Annotated in this window: 14 protein-coding genes; 11 read left to right on the forward strand and 3 right to left on the reverse strand. The window is 54.2% G+C overall.

Features of this window, described 5'->3' with window-relative positions; all coding sequences use genetic code 11:
* The first annotated feature begins 249 nt into the window (after positions 1 to 249).
* From gatC to gatB, 3 genes are read left to right on the forward strand one after another with little or no spacing between them, the layout of a single operon-like run.
* Positions 250 to 540, forward strand: a complete 291-nt coding sequence (gene gatC, locus WA429_RS11680) for an Asp-tRNA(Asn)/Glu-tRNA(Gln) amidotransferase subunit GatC (RefSeq protein ID WP_008890773.1) — start codon at positions 250 to 252, stop codon at positions 538 to 540.
* Positions 540 to 2018 carry an Asp-tRNA(Asn)/Glu-tRNA(Gln) amidotransferase subunit GatA gene (gene gatA / locus WA429_RS11685; RefSeq protein WP_068519387.1) on the forward strand — a complete coding sequence of 493 codons (1479 nt, stop codon included), beginning with the start codon at positions 540 to 542 and terminating at the stop codon, positions 2016 to 2018. The genes gatC and gatA overlap by 1 nt, the downstream gene beginning before the upstream one ends.
* A 3-nt stretch (positions 2019 to 2021) precedes the next feature.
* The gene (gatB, locus tag WA429_RS11690; RefSeq protein WP_101246119.1) at positions 2022 to 3476 is read left to right on the forward strand and encodes an Asp-tRNA(Asn)/Glu-tRNA(Gln) amidotransferase subunit GatB; all 1455 of its coding nucleotides are present in this window, start codon (positions 2022 to 2024) and stop codon (positions 3474 to 3476) included.
* 259 nt (positions 3477 to 3735) lie between these two features.
* Here the strand turns inward: gatB and WA429_RS11695 are convergent, their stop codons facing one another.
* Positions 3736 to 3936: a heavy-metal-associated domain-containing protein gene (locus WA429_RS11695; RefSeq protein ID WP_114112437.1), complete on the reverse strand. Its 201-nt coding sequence runs from the start codon at positions 3934 to 3936 to the stop codon at positions 3736 to 3738.
* A 71-nt stretch (positions 3937 to 4007) separates the two neighbouring features.
* Positions 4008 to 4688, reverse strand: coding sequence for a type 1 glutamine amidotransferase domain-containing protein (locus WA429_RS11700; protein ID WP_101246442.1), 681 nt, complete (start codon positions 4686 to 4688; stop codon positions 4008 to 4010).
* A gap of 106 nt (positions 4689 to 4794) precedes the next feature.
* On the opposite strand from WA429_RS11700, the gene WA429_RS11705 reads away from it, so the two are divergent.
* Complete coding sequence (locus WA429_RS11705) at positions 4795 to 5703, forward strand: LysR family transcriptional regulator (RefSeq protein WP_287465151.1); 909 nt, start codon at positions 4795 to 4797, stop codon at positions 5701 to 5703.
* Between the two features lie 73 nt (positions 5704 to 5776).
* Positions 5777 to 6355, forward strand: a complete 579-nt coding sequence (locus WA429_RS11710; RefSeq protein ID WP_068519391.1) for a thymidine kinase — start codon at positions 5777 to 5779, stop codon at positions 6353 to 6355.
* Positions 6356 to 6391: 36 nt separating this feature from the next.
* On the opposite strand, the gene WA429_RS11715 is transcribed toward WA429_RS11710, so the two are convergent.
* A complete protein-coding gene (locus WA429_RS11715) occupies positions 6392 to 7015 on the reverse strand; it encodes a LysE/ArgO family amino acid transporter (RefSeq protein WP_287465150.1) in 624 nt (207 codons plus the stop codon).
* A gap of 102 nt (positions 7016 to 7117) precedes the next feature.
* Here WA429_RS11715 and WA429_RS11720 point away from each other — a divergent pair, with 102 nt between their 5' ends.
* From WA429_RS11720 to WA429_RS11745, 6 genes are all read left to right on the forward strand, one after another.
* On the forward strand, positions 7118 to 8017 hold the full coding sequence (locus WA429_RS11720) for a LysR family transcriptional regulator ArgP (RefSeq protein WP_228195374.1): 900 nt from the start codon (positions 7118 to 7120) through the stop codon (positions 8015 to 8017).
* A 147-nt stretch (positions 8018 to 8164) separates the two neighbouring features.
* Entirely contained in the window at positions 8165 to 9496 is a 1332-nt protein-coding gene (locus tag WA429_RS11725) for a paraquat-inducible protein A (protein WP_287465149.1), read from the forward strand.
* Positions 9493 to 11172: a PqiB family protein gene (locus WA429_RS11730; RefSeq protein ID WP_250283395.1), complete on the forward strand. Its 1680-nt coding sequence runs from the start codon at positions 9493 to 9495 to the stop codon at positions 11170 to 11172. Before WA429_RS11725 ends, WA429_RS11730 begins: the two co-directional genes overlap by 4 nt.
* A gap of 17 nt (positions 11173 to 11189) precedes the next feature.
* Positions 11190 to 11765: a PqiC family protein gene (locus WA429_RS11735; protein WP_287465147.1), complete on the forward strand. Its 576-nt coding sequence runs from the start codon at positions 11190 to 11192 to the stop codon at positions 11763 to 11765.
* Between the two features lie 263 nt (positions 11766 to 12028).
* Positions 12029 to 13717 carry a hypothetical protein gene (locus tag WA429_RS11740; protein ID WP_206927526.1) on the forward strand — a complete coding sequence of 563 codons (1689 nt, stop codon included), beginning with the start codon at positions 12029 to 12031 and terminating at the stop codon, positions 13715 to 13717.
* 132 nt (positions 13718 to 13849) lie between these two features.
* On the forward strand, positions 13850 to 14899 hold the full coding sequence (locus tag WA429_RS11745) for a GlxA family transcriptional regulator (RefSeq protein ID WP_287465145.1): 1050 nt from the start codon (positions 13850 to 13852) through the stop codon (positions 14897 to 14899).
* The last annotated feature ends 37 nt before the right edge of the window (positions 14900 to 14936 follow it).

Here is a 14936-nt window from a genome sequence, read left to right on the forward strand (position 1 = left end):
CAGCCGAATTGCCGCGATGGCAATGCAATTCAGACATGCCTTATTGTAACGTCATTTGGTGCTGCTTGCGGGCATTTTTATCGCCAGATCGCGCCCGGATGAACAATGATCGCCGATGTCGCGCATTTAGGGCATTTGCGGCCCTTGCGATAGGGGCGGCGGGGTGCTAGTTTCCGCGCTGTAATTCAAGTTCTGGCAGATTTCGTATCTGCCGGGTTTTTTGTCATTCCTTAAGAGAGACTTTCATCCATGTCGTCTTTGGATAAGGAAACAGTTCGCCGTATTGCCTATCTGTCACGTATCAACGTGTCCGAAGAAGGCCTGTCCGAACTGGCGGGAGATTTGACCCGTATCCTCGATTTCGTCGAGGAACTGCAAGAAGTTGATGTCGAGGGTTGCGAACCGCTGACCTCGGTTGCCGATCTTACCCTGCCGCTGCGCAAGGATGAAGTCACCGATGGCAACATCCAGCAAAAAGTGCTGTCGAATGCACCGATGACCGATGCTGGCTGTTTTGTTGTGCCCAAGGTGGTTGAATAATGACTGATCTGACAAAGCTGACACTTGCAGAAGCCCGCGACGGGCTTGCAAAGGGTGAATATACCTCGGTCGAACTGACCGAAGCGCACCTGAAATCGATGGAAGCACATCGCAATCTGAACGCTTACATCACCGAAACCCCGGAAAAGGCCATCGAAATGGCCAAGGCATCCGATGCCAAGCGCGCCAAGGGCGAAGCTGGAAAAATGGAAGGCCTGCCGATTGCGGTCAAGGATCTGTTCTGCACCGAAGGTGTCCAGACCACGGCGGCGTCGCATATCCTCGAAGGGTTCAAACCGGAATATGAATCCACGGTCACCAGCAAGCTGTTTGAAAACGGCGCGGTGATGCTGGGCAAGGCCAACCTTGATGAATTTGCCATGGGGTCGTCAAATACGTCTTCCTATTACGGCAATGCAATCAACCCGTGGAAGGGCAAGGACGGCAAGGACCTGGTTCCCGGTGGTTCGTCGGGCGGTTCTGCGGCTGCTGTTGCTGCCAACATGGCGCTTGCGGCAACCGGTACCGATACCGGTGGTTCGATCCGCCAGCCGGCATCCTATTGCGGTATTGTCGGCTTGAAGCCGACTTATGGCCGTTGCTCGCGCTGGGGTATTGTTGCCTTTGCAAGTTCGCTTGATCAGGCCGGCCCGATGACCAAAACCGTTCGCGACGCGGCAATCATGCTGGGTTCGATGGCCGGTCACGATGCCAAGGACAGCACGTCTGCGCCAATGGCGGTTCCTGATTTCGAAGCTGCCCTGACGGGTGACATTCGCGGCATGAAAATCGGTATTCCGAAAGAATACCGTGTTGATGGCATGCCCGAAGAAATCAGCAAGCTGTGGGACGATGGTGTTGCCATGCTGCGCGATGCGGGTGCAGAAGTGGTCGATGTGACCCTGCCGCACACCAAATATGCGCTTGGCACCTATTATATCGTCGCCCCGGCAGAAGCATCTTCGAACCTCGCACGTTATGACGGTCTGCGTTATGGCCAGCGTGTCATGGATGAAGGCGACAGCCTTGATGACATGTATATGAAGTCGCGCGCCGCCGGTTTCGGCAAGGAAGTCCAGCGCCGCATCATGATCGGCACCTATGTGCTGTCGGCTGGCTACTATGACGCCTATTACAACAAGGCGCTCAAAGTCCGTCGGCGCATTTACGAAGACTTCGCCAATGCCTTTGGCACGGTTGACACCATTCTGGCGCCGACCGCACCGTCGGCCGCGTTCGCCATCGGTGAAAATGAAGGCGATCCGGTCAAGATGTATCTGAACGACGTCTTCACCGTTCCGGCAAGCCTTGCAGGTCTTCCGGGCCTGTCGCTTCCGACCGGTCTGTCGTCCGAAGGACTTCCGCTTGGCCTGCAGCTGATTGGCAAGCCGTTTGATGAAGAAACCGTTCTGCGTGTCGGTGGTGTGCTTGAAAGTGCCGCCAACTTCACCGCAAAACCGTCCGGGCTGGAGGGTTAATCCATGAGCTATGTGATTGAAGGTTCGACCGGCCCGTGGGAAATCGTTGTCGGTCTGGAAGTTCACTGTCAGGTGATTTCCGAGTCCAAACTGTTTTCCGGTGCATCGACCAAGTTCGGGAACGAACCGAACACCAATGTCAGCCTTGTTGATGCGGCGATGCCGGGGATGCTTCCGGTTGTAAATGCCCAGTGCGTGCGTCAGGCTGTTAAAACCGGTCTGGGTCTTAAGGCCAAGATCAACAAGGAAAGCGTTTTTGCCCGCAAAAACTATTTCTATGCCGATCTGCCGCAGGGCTATCAAATTTCGCAGTTTGACAAACCGATTGTCGGCGAAGGCACGATCATTCTTGATATGCCCGATGGTTCGACCAAGTCGGTTGGCATCGAACGTCTGCATCTTGAACAGGATGCCGGCAAGTCAATGCATGATCAGGACCCGAAATATTCGCATATCGATCTTAACCGTTCGGGCGTGGCGCTGATGGAAATCGTGTCCATGCCAGATATCCGGACCCCGGAAGAAGCCGGTGCATACCTGACCAAGCTGCGTGCGATTGTGCGTTATCTTGGTACCTGTGACGGCAACATGAACGAAGGTTCGATGCGTTGCGATGCCAACGTTTCGGTCCGTCGTCCGGGCGAGCCGTTCGGCACCCGTTGCGAGATCAAAAACGTCAACTCCATCCGTTTCGTGATGCAGGCGATCGAGATCGAAGCAAAACGCCAGGTCGAAGTTCTGGAAGCCGGCGGTGAAATCGTTCAGGAAACCCGCCTGTATGATCAGCGTCTGGGTGAAACCCGTTCGATGCGTTCCAAGGAAATGGCACATGATTATCGCTATTTCCCGGATCCGGATCTGCTGCCGCTTGTCTTCGATGATGCTTTCATCTCGGAAATCGAAAAAGAGCTCCCGGAACTCCCGGACGAGAAAAAAGCCCGCTTCATGCGTGAAAACGGCCTGTCGGCATATGATGCCGGTGTTCTCGTTGCGGAAAAAGAAAAGGCTGATTACTACGAAATCGTCGCCAAGGGCCGTGACGGCAAACTGGCTGCGAACTGGGTGATCACCAACCTGTTTGGCGCGCTGAACAAGGCAGAAGTCGGCATCGCGGACAGCCCGGTTTCGGCTGAAAACCTCGGCAAGCTGATCGATCTGATTTCCAATGACACCATTTCGGGCCGTATCGCCAAGGATGTCTTTGAAATCATGATCGAAACCGGTGATGATCCTGAAAAGATCGTCGAGGAAAAAGGTCTTAAGCAGATCACCGATACCGGTGCCATCGAAGGGGCGATTGACGAAGTCATCGCAGCCAACCCCGACAAGGTACAGGAAATCCGTGATGGCAAAGACCGCATGCTGGGCTGGTTCGTTGGTCAGGTCATGAAGGCCACCGGCGGCAAAGCCAACCCGGGCATGGTCAACAAGCTGCTGCGTGACAAGATCCTTGGCTGATTAATCATCAGACCATTGAAAAAGCCGCCCTGATCGGGCGGCTTTTTTTGTATGAGGAATGCCGGGGCCTGTCGCGGTGCGCTCATGGTGATAATGCTGCCAGGGGCGCGTATTGGTCCGTCCAGCAACATGCTGCATCATTCATACCCGCGGTGATCGGGCCGGTTGGCGATGAGTAAATAAAAAAGCCGCCTGTATCATGATTATACAGGCGGCCTTGACGTTCGGGTGGGGGGAGACACGAACGTTGATGGTATGATCAGCTGGTCACGGACGCGGGATAACCTGCATCGGTGATCGCTGCGATCAGGGCGTTAACATCCGCGGTGCCGGAAACGGCAAGTTCACCAGATTCCAGATCAACCTTTGCGCTTTCAACGCCACTGACCTTGGTGGCGGCTGCGGTCACTGCATTGGCGCAGTGGCCACAGCTCATTTTTTCGACCTTCAGTTTTACCATTTGAATACTCCATAAAACCGGTATCTATGCCTGCAGTATGAAGGTTCCAGTAGATGGAAGGTCAAGCAGTTTTATGCGGACAAAAGTTTGATAACTTCGTCTGCGGTTGCGTCGCTTGATGCCGGGTTCTGTCCGGTCACAAGTTTGCCGTCAACCACAGCAAATGGCGCCCACATTTCACCACGTTCATAGGTGCCGCCATGCTTCTTGAATTCGTCTTCAATCGACAGCGGAACCACCTTTTCAAGGCCGACAGCCTTTTCTTCGTCATTGGTAAAGCCGGTGACACGTTTGCCCGCAACAAGCGGCTTGCCATCAGCTGTTTTGGCATTCACCAACGCAGCAGGGCCGTGGCAAACAGCGGCGACCGGTTTGTTCTGTGCGACAAATGCTTCGATCAGGGCAATTGATTTTGCATCGGTTGCAAGATCCCAAAGCGGACCATGCCCACCCGGATAGAACAATGCATCAAAATCATCTGCCTTAAGGCCGTCAAGCGTGACAGTGTTTTCAAAGGCCTGTTTGGCGGCCGCATCTTTTTCAAAGCGTTCGGTCGCCTCGGTCAGGGCATCGGGTACCAGACTGTTGGGGTCAAGTGGCGGTTTGCCGCCTTTGGGCGATGCCAGAGTGATTTCCGCACCGGCATCGAGAAAACGGAAATAGGGGGCTGCAAGTTCTTCTAGCCAGATACCGGTCTTGTGGCCCGTATCACCCATGCGGTCGTGCGACGTCGTAATCATCAAAATACGCATCAAATCCTCCATGCGCTGATTTCATTTGCCTTGATCGTAACTGGCTGACAAAATTTGCGTAAGCGTGAATTATTGGACAGATTGTCAAATTAATTGAGCATATAAAATGTCGGCACTTGATGAAGTCAGAGCAATGATGATCTTTGCCCGCGTGGTCGAGGAGGGCGGGTTTTCCGCCGCTGCGCGCAAGATGGGGCTTAGTCGCGCGGCCATTTCACATCAGATCCGCCAGCTTGAAGCCAAACTTGGCGTGCCGTTGCTGCGCCGAAGTACTCGCACATTCAGCATCACGGATGCCGGTGAACGGTATTACGACAGTTGTCGCACCATCATGTTGGAGGCCGAAGCGGCCCGCAAACGGGTCGAGGAATTGCGTGATGAACCTGTTGGCAAGATTTCAATCACGTCTTCGGTACATCTTGGCAATTTGCGGATCGTTCCGATTTTGAACCGGTTCCGCCGGACATATCCCAGCGTCGCAATTGATGTGCATCTGAGTGACGATGTTGTTGATTTGATTGGAATGGGTATGGATATCGGCATCAGGTCAGGACCGCTGAAAAGTTCCGATCTCAAAAGCTTCAAGCTTTATCAAACACGTCGCATTGTCTGCGCCAGTCCGGACTATCTTGATCGCGCGGGGCATCCGGAAAAGATTGACGATCTCGCCCTGCATGATTGGGTGATGTATAGCCGCATCCCGGAAACCCTGACCATGACTTGCAACGGTACAGAACAGAAAGTCCGGGTCAACGGTCATGTCCGCGTTGATAATGCCACGGCGCGGTTACAGTTCCTTCGGGGCGGGCACGGCATGGCTGTTGTACCGCAATGTGATGTTCAGGATGATATTGAGCGCGGTGATCTGGTCCGAATTCTTCCTGACTGTATTCTGCCGGATTTGCAGGTTTATGCCGTTTATCCGGCCGGTGTAACGCGCAGCGCCAAAGTACAGGCATTGCTGGAATTCATGCGCCGTGAATTGCGTGACATCGATATTTCACGGAATGGATGACGCAGCAATCATCGCCATATTGATCAATTGTGCCTGATCGGCTATGTCCCATTGACGACTTTCGGGGGGATCCATGGCCAATCTGTTTTTCTATTACTCGTCCATGAATGCGGGCAAATCGACCACGCTGCTTCAGGCAAGCTTCAATTACCGCGAACGGGGTATGGAAACGCTGTTGCTGACGGTTGCCTTTGACGACCGTTTTGGCGAGGGCAAGATTGCGTCACGCATCGGTCTGGAAGCCCCGGCACTTCTGTTTGATGGCCAAACCGACATGTGTGCGCTGATCCTTGGGGAAATGAAAAAGGGCAAGGTCGATTGCGTCCTGATTGACGAGGCCCAGTTCCTGAGCAAGGAACAGGTGTGGCAACTTTCCGATATCGCGGACAAGCATGGTGTTCCGGTACTTTGCTATGGCATTCGCACCGACTTCCAGGGGCAGTTGTTCGAAGGCTCCAAATGGTTGCTGGCCTGGGCGGACAAGCTTAATGAGCTCAAAACCATCTGCCATTGCGGTCGTAAAGCCGGCATGGTGTTGCGTGTTGATGAAAATGGCGACCCGGTCCGTGAAGGGGCGCAGGTCGAAATCGGCGGCAATGACCGATATGTCCCGGTATGCCGCCGCCATTTCAAGGACGCCATGGGCCAGTGAGGCCAGAATAATGGTTTCTGGTCCAGTGGCACGCGCTTACGCAAGGATGGCGCTGATTTCCGGTGCAAGCAGGCTATAGGCAACAAGCCACATCACCGCACAGGTGATTGCGTCGACAATTTTCCAGGTGATTGGACGCGCGACATAGGGGGCAAGCCACGCAGCCCCAAGCGCGATCGAAAAGAACCAGACGAAACTGGCACTCATGGCGCCAAGGGCAAAGCCAAGCCGTTCATCCGCCGGATATTGGCCGCCGATCCCGCCCAGCATCACCACAGTATCAAGATACACATGCGGGTTAAGAAGCGTCACGGCGAGTGTCGTTGAAAGTACTGCCTTCCAGCCCTTCTTTGATCTGGTGTCATCTGACAGCGTTTCGGTTTCAAACAACCGCCGAAACGCGCCGATACCGTACCAGATCAAAAAGGCACCGCCGCCCCAGGCCGCAATTTTGGTCAGGAGCGGGTAGGCCGCAATAAGTGTTCCCAACCCGGCCACGCCCGCCGCAATCAGCATCGCATCACACAGCGCACAGACCAGCGCAACCATCAACGGATGGTTGCGCCGCAATCCCTGTCCCAAAACAAATGCGTTCTGGGCACCAATCGCGATAATCAATCCGCCGCCAAGGCCAAATCCGGTTGCGTAAGTCAAAAGCATGTCGGTGTTCCTGTTTGAAGTGATGGCCCACTGATATCAATTTCACAAAATAAGAAAATCGAATTATGATTAAGTGCCATTAGAAAAAATTATGGGTCAGGCATGCTTGATTACAAACTGTTGCAGGCCAGCGCCGAAGTCATCCGCCATGGCAGCTTTGAAAAGGCCGCCCGTGATCTTGGGCTGACACAATCTGCTGTGTCTCAGCGCGTCAAACTTCTTGAGGAACGTTTGGGGCAGCCGGTCATCATTCGGGCAAAGCCGATTGCCGCCACGGCCGCAGGGCAAAGATTGCTTCAGCATTATCAAAGTGTTCGGTTGCTTGAACAGGAACTGCTTGATGAAATGCCCGACATTCAAAGTGATGGCGGCTATGGTCAGGTCGCGCTCGCGGTCAATGCCGACAGTCTGGCAACCTGGTTTGTCGATGTCCCTAAATATCTGTTTGATCAGCTTGGGCTTCTTGTGCATTTGAAGGTGGGGGATGAATCGCTTAATCACAGCGCGCTTCAGGATGGCACCGTGCTTGGCGCGGTTGATATGCGTTCAACACCGATCCAGGGATGCCGGGTACGTCCGCTGGGGATGATGCGCTATGTCATGGTCGTTTCGCCGGAATTCAATGCGCGCCATTTTGCAAATGGCGTGACGGCAGATGCATTGCGATCCTGTCCGGCCGTCAATTTTTCCGAACATGACGAACTGCAAAACCAGTTTCTTAAGCAATATTTCGGCTTGAATCCCGGTGAATTCCCGGCCCACACCATTCCGAGTTCACAAGGCTTTGTCACGGTCGCGGAACAGGGTATTGCCTATGCCGTTGTTGAACAACATCAGGCAGAGGAAGCATTGCGAACCGGTCGTCTGATCCGTCCATGCCCGTTTGAAATTGACCGGCCGCTATATTGGCACCACAAAACCATCCAAAGCCGTTTGCTTGATCAGGTCAATGAGATCGTGCTTTCACAAGCCCGCCGTTTTTTGCCCAAAATTACGACATAACAACAAGATAGCGGATAGTGTTCGGTACGTCTGTTCACGGATCATGTGATCGTGGCGACACCGATGCGGTTTGACTTCATGTCAAAAGTGTCGCTTACTTTGATGGACGAGCCATCATGGATAACGGTTTGTTTCAACAGGAAAACCATGTCGCGTCGATTGATTGCGTGTGAGCATTGCGACTATCTCCATGTCGAGGAAGACATCCCGGCAGGCAGTGTGGCGTGTTGTGTGCGTTGTGGCTCACCGCTTTATTCCGCGGAACAAAACCGGTTCGACAAACCCCTGGCATTGGCGGTGACGGCACTCATTCTTTTTGCAATCGCCAACACCTTTCCGGTTTTGACGTTTGGCATGGAAGGCCGGGTTGAAACCAATACACTGGCAAGCGGGGTGGTAACATTCTGGCAGGAAGGGTTTCCGTTCCTTGCCTTTATGGTGGCCGTGACATCAATCATCGCACCGTTGCTTTTGATTGCGGCGCATATTTATGTGTTGTTGCCGATCTGGCGAGGAACCAGTTGGCCCGGGATGAAACGGGTATGGCGTGTTCTTGCCGTGGTACGTCCATGGTCGATGCTTGATGTTTTTCTGATCGGGTTGCTGGTGGCATTGACCAAGCTGACCGACTTTGCCCAGGTGATTGCTGGCCCGGCCTTTTTTGCGATTTGCTGTCTGATCCCGACCGTTCTGTTGATGAATGTGACGCTTGATACGCGTGCGGTCTGGCGGCGCATTGCCCCGTCGTCATTGCGCTATCTCGATCAGGATGATTTGCGCGAAAGCACCATGCCAATGTCGGGGGCGGTTGCGCGAAAGCACGGGTTGCTGAGTTGCCATACCTGCGCGATGGTGGTCATCGAACAGGAAAATGGGCCAACGAAATGCCCGCGTTGCGGCGATGTTGTGCATCAGCGCAAGGCAAGAAGCCTGTCACGTGCCTGGGCGCTTTTGCTGGCGGCGGTGATCCTTTATGTGCCGGCAAATGTGTTTCCGATCATGCAGGTGACCTATCTTGGCCGGTCCGAAGCCGATACCATTCTGTCTGGTGTCGCGGCATTGACAGCAGCCGGGGAATGGCCAATCGCCATTGTGGTCTTTACCGCCAGTATTCTGGTGCCGATCGTCAAGATCGTGCTTCTGGGATGGGTGTATTTGGCAACCTATCTTGGTCTTGCCGGACCGCTTCGTGAACGCACCCTTATTTACCGGGTGACAGAGCTGGTCGGGCGATGGTCGATGGTTGATGTATTTATGGTTTCGATCTTGGCCGCGCTTGTGAAGCTGGGCAATATCGCATCGGTTCATCCCGGATTTGGCGCCGTTGCATTTTGTGGTGTGGTTATTTTGACCATGTTATCAGCAATGGCCTTCGATCCGCGGCTGATTTGGGATCGTGCGGAATTGAAGGCGCTGAAATCGCGATCCGATACAGGTTTTGAACGGAACCAAGTTGAAAAACAGGGGACGCCGTCATGATTGACGAACATTCGACTTCATCAGATCCGCGACCCGGATCGCCGGATGTCAAAAAGGGATGGGGGCGTTTTTCCATCGTCTGGCTTGTGCCGTTGGTGGCGTTGATCATCGGGGGCTGGCTGTTGTGGCGCGATGTCATGTCAAAGGGGCCGGAAATCACCGTTACCTTTGAATCGGCCGAAGGCATCGCCGCAGGAAAGACTGCCGTTCGCTACCGCGATGTTGATGTCGGGCAGGTGGTCGAAATCGATCTTGCCGAAGACCTTGATCACGTGCGTCTGACCATTCGCATGGATGCCGACCTTGGTGACTATCTGACCGACAAAACGCGTTTCTGGGTGGTTCGACCGCGGGTGACCGTGCGCGGGATTACCGGTCTCGATACCATTGTGTCGGGGGCCTATATCGAAGTCGTCCCCGACAAGACCGGCAAAAAACAACGCGATTTCGTTGGCGAGGAAGAACCACAGATCATTCATGACGAAGAAGACGGAACGCGCTTTGTGCTCAAGGCTGACGAGCTTGGCTCATTGGGGACCGGTACGCCGGTTCTGCTGCGCGGTATAGAAGTCGGTGAAGTTCTTGATACTGAACTGACCGAGGATGCAAGCGGTGTGACCATCCCGATCTTTGTACGCAAACCGTTTGATGCCCTGGTCAAGCGCGATACACGTTTCTGGGATTCAAGTGGTATTGCGCTTGATCTCAATTCCGGGGGCTTGTCGGTTCGTGCGCAGTCGGTGCGTTCTGTTCTGGCCGGCGGGATCAATTTCTATACGCCAAATGACAGCACGAATGATGATATGGCGTCTGCTGATACGGTCTTTCGCCTGCATCCAAGTTTGGAAAAGGCCGAACTGCTGGCCCAGGGATACAGTCAGGAATATATCCTTTATTTCGATTCTTCGGTGCGTGGCCTGTCGCGCGGGGCGCCGGTTGAATTCAATGGTATCCGGGTCGGAACGGTCGAAAGTGTCGATCTGGAATATGTTGTGAACCGCAATATTTTCCGGGTTCCGGTTCTGGTTACGATTGAGCCAGAACGCGTGCGACTGGTTGGTGGTGATCTTGGCACCCGTGATCCGCAGGCAACAATTGAAACGCTTGTCGCCAATGGTTTGCGCGCCCGTCTTAAAACCGGAAGCTTTATCACAGGGCAACTGTTTGTTGATCTGGCAATGAACCCGGTTTCGCCCGCCCGTTATCTCGGCGACGGGCAGGGGCCGTATCCGGAATTGCCGACCTTGCCGCAAAAACTTGACGAAATCGCCAATTCGCTGACCAGCTTGCTTGAAAAGGTCGAAACCTTCCCGATCGAGGAAATCGGCATTCGCCTTTTGGGGACGGTTGAAGGCATGGAAAATATCGTCACTTCGCCAGCACTAAGTGATGCGATGACCAACCTTAAACAGGCAGCGGCAGGTGTGAGCAGTCTGGTCAACAACCTTGATACCAGTGTTCTGCCGGCAACCCAGACCGCCCTTGATACCGCGCGCGAGGCATTGGGCGGGGTGCGCGATGTGACGGCCCCGACATCGCCCGTGCGATACAATCTGGAACAGGCGCTTAAGGAACTGAGTGCCACAGCACGGTCATTGCGGGATCTGACCGAGTTCCTTGAACAGAACCCAAGTGCGCTGATCCTTGGAAAAAGTGGCCCGAAGGAGGATGAATGATGCGACAGATAATCCGGATGCAGACGCGTAGATATCTGTTGTTGCTTGTCGCACCGCTGCTTGTTGCTTGCGCATCGCAATCGGGAACAGATCGCTATTATCTGCTGTCTTCAATGATGCAGCAAACGGCTGATCGTTCCGCGCAGGCACCGGTTGTCGGTGTCGGGCCGGTGACCATTCCAAGCCACCTGGACCGGTCAACGATTGTCACACGCAGCAGTGCCAACCGGCTGGAAGTCAATGCCGGTCATCGCTGGGCTGAACCGCTTGATGAAAACATCAACCGGGTTCTGATGGACAATCTTGATCGAACCGGGCGCGCGTCGCGGCTTGAAACATTCCCCTGGACATCCCGTGACGGTGTGGTGTGGCAGATCGTTCTTGATATTGACCGGTTCGAACGCCAGGCCGATGGCAATGTTGTTCTGGTGGCACGCTGGAAACTGGTGCATTTCGAAGACGGCGCCATTGTGCAGTCGGCAAAATATAACAAGATCAGCAAACCGGCCGACACCACAATCGAAAGCACCGTTGTGGCCATGAGCACGTTGCTTTCAGACATGACCGGCGAGATCGCAAGTCATATTCCCTAATCTATACAATGGGTTATGCGCACGTTATGCGTGTGAATTCGCATCCCGGCATAACGGGACGATGCCGTGGATTTCAGGGCCGTTAAGGCATTGAAGGGCAACGGAAAGCGCAGTTATTGTAAAAGTTGTTGATCAACCTATTGTTTTCATACCCCGAATGGACTTATAAAGAAGATACAAATATAAAAAACGGGACACGCGCCTGACTGATTACCGGCAAGTAAATGCCGCCCAAACAGGAAGTTAGGGAGCCAGAGCGCATCATGTCGGATACGACATTTGAAGTATTGGTTCAGCGGGGGGATCGCTGGATCATCCACTCGACATTTGACGTCGAAAAAGAAGCGGTTTCAGAAGCGGAAAAGGTTCTGAAAACCAAAGTGTCTGCCGTACGCGTGGTCCGTAACTGGGAACGCGGCGATGGTCGTCATGTTGAAAAGGTTCTTCTGGAAAAAGAAGGTGCAGGTGACAGCGAAGAAGAAGACGTCCGTGTTTCTTCGATCGATGAAGCGCCGCTTTGCGAGACCGACAACGACCTTTTGCAGAAAGAAAGCCGCGCAACCATCAACCGGTTGCTGCGCAAATATTTCGAACAGGAAATTCTGACTCCTTGCGAGGTAATGTATAATTACCAGAACCTCCGCAAGTTGATGTTCCATGACACCTTGATGCCGACGGCTGTCGACAAGGTTGCCGGTTTGCATGCCAAGGCGACCGATGGCGACCATATCGAGGCGATGAATAACCTTCATGGCGCGATCGAACAATTGTCTGCGCGCGCCCGCGAAGTTGAAAAGGTTGATCTGCCGGCATTCGAAGACGCCACCATCTCGGAAGTGCGCGACGAAATCCGTCGTCTTAACCTGGCCGAAGATACTGATTTCCTGACGATGGTAGCGCTAACACGCGTTCTGTCATCAACCCGCAACTGGGTCGGGAAGCTTGATCTTGCCCTGAAGGTCAAGGGCGACGAAAAAGACGAAGCCGCCCGCAAGATGCTTGATGACGTGATTGCCGATATTCTCGGATCACCGGTCGCGCTTAAGGAATTGCTGGGAAGTTCACGCAGCTTTGGCGAGGCGGTGACGCTTCATATCGATCTGGCTCTTGGTCGTGCAAAAGGCAATCGCGGGGCAGCGGACGATATTCTTGAACTCTTGAACCCGTTATTCGGATCCGGGCTGCTGTCGACCAGTCAGGAAGCGATGTTTGATTACGTCGTACGCGAATTGCGCAGTGCCAACAACCTGACCCGCCATGAAAGTGATCCCGATCCGCTGATTGGTATTCTTGATCGTCTGATCACGGAGCGCGGCGTTGTTTATGGCACTCCGATGGTCGAAGCCATCGCAGAACGCGGTGCGCGGCTGCGCAATGTTGGGGGTCCACGCGCCCTGATCGAAGGTGTTGCCGAAATCAACGGCCGCCTGATCCCCAACTATCGCAAGCTGACCTGGCTGATTGCGGTGGCCAATAGCGGCATCGTCGAAGATTTCGCAGACGAGCTGTATGTCATGATGCAGGACGCGGTAAAGGATATGCGGGCCTTGCGGGCCTTCTGTGATCCGGAATCCAAGCCGCGCGACAAGATGGCAACGGTCAAGCATATGAATGACCTGCTCAGCGAAAGCAATCTGCCCGAGGAACAGAAAACCCAGATTGGTGCCAAGCTTGATGATGGACTGGCAGAATATCTGGTGCGTGAAAAGGTGATCGAGCGGATTGATAATCCGTCTCTGCACCTGCGTAAGCGTGCCTATATGCTTGTGCAATTCTGTTCCAGCGGTGTCCTGATCGAAGGTAAATCGGCGGCAATGGCCCGCAAAAGGGTGGTTGGATATCTGAAACAGCCCAACTTTACCGACAAGCTGGTTGATGACATCAAGGATATGACCGCTAAGGAAGGCACAATCCGCGATTTTTATGCATTGCTGCAAAGAAGCGGGTTCTGACCGCCAGCCCACTGCGTTCCTGATCTGATTGCAAACACCCCGCGATGCCATTTGGCAAAATTCGTGGGGTGTTTGTCATTGTTGCCAAAGCCTGTTTGCGGCATGCTTGGATCAATCCAGCGAGGTGTCCGCATGTCAGTATCCAAAACAGCCGCAAAATCAGAAACCCCAAGACGATTGATCGTCTGCCATGCCTATGATCGGGTGATGAGCCTCGATGTCGTCGGGCCACTTCAGGTTTTTGGTTCCGCCAATGACGAATTGACCCGAACCGGGCGGGCAGCAGGATATGACGTGCTTGTCACAGCCACCCGGTCAGGTCCGGTCAGGACGTCCTGCGGGGTGCAGCTTTATGCCGATTGTGGCTGGCAGGATCTTGATCTTTCGACAGTTGATACGTTGTTGGTGCCCGGTGGGGACGGGGTTGCGCGTTTTTTTGATGATCATGATTTTCTTGAATGGCTCTGTACTGCGGAAAAAGTCATTCCGCGCCTTGGATCTGTTTGTTCAGGCGCACTGATCCTGGCCGAGGCCGGGCTTCTGGACGGGCGCATGGCGACAACGCACTGGTCGCGCTGTGATCAGATGATCCGTGATTATCCGGCCATTCATCTGATGGCCGATCGACTGCACAGTTATGATCCGACCGGATATGACGGTGACCCGCATGTCTTTACATCGGCCGGGGTGACGGCGGGCATTGATCTTGCCCTTGCAATTGTCGAGGCCGATTACGGTCGGGCGCTGGCGTTATCGGTTGCGCGGCGGCTTGTGATGTTTCTGAAACGGCCGGGCGGGCAGGCACAATTCAGTGCCTATCTGACGCCGGAAGGCGGGGCGACCACCCGCTTGGCCGGGTTGCTGGAATGGTTGCCGGGAAATCTGGCCGAAGATTTGTCGCTTGAAACGCTGGCCGGTCGGGCGGGTATGACACCGCGAACCTTTTCACGGGTCTTTAGCCGTGACCTCGGAATGAGCCCGGCACGCTATGTCGAACGTATCCGGGTCGAAGCCGCACGTGCCTTGCTGCAAGATGACGGGATTACAGTATCGCGGGTCGCCGAATTGTGCGGTTTCAGGCATCCGGAAACCTTGCGCCGGGCCTTTCAGCGGCATCTGTCGGTCAGCCCGCAGGAATATGCCGAACGGTTCGCCCGAAAACCGTATGCGGGCGCAATCTAGCCCGCACGGTACCGGCATCAGGCAGATTGCCTGATCA

Source organism: Thalassospira sp. CH_XMU1420-2 (genome assembly GCF_037029325.1).
Taxonomy (GTDB): Bacteria; Pseudomonadota; Alphaproteobacteria; order Rhodospirillales; family Thalassospiraceae; genus Thalassospira; species Thalassospira povalilytica.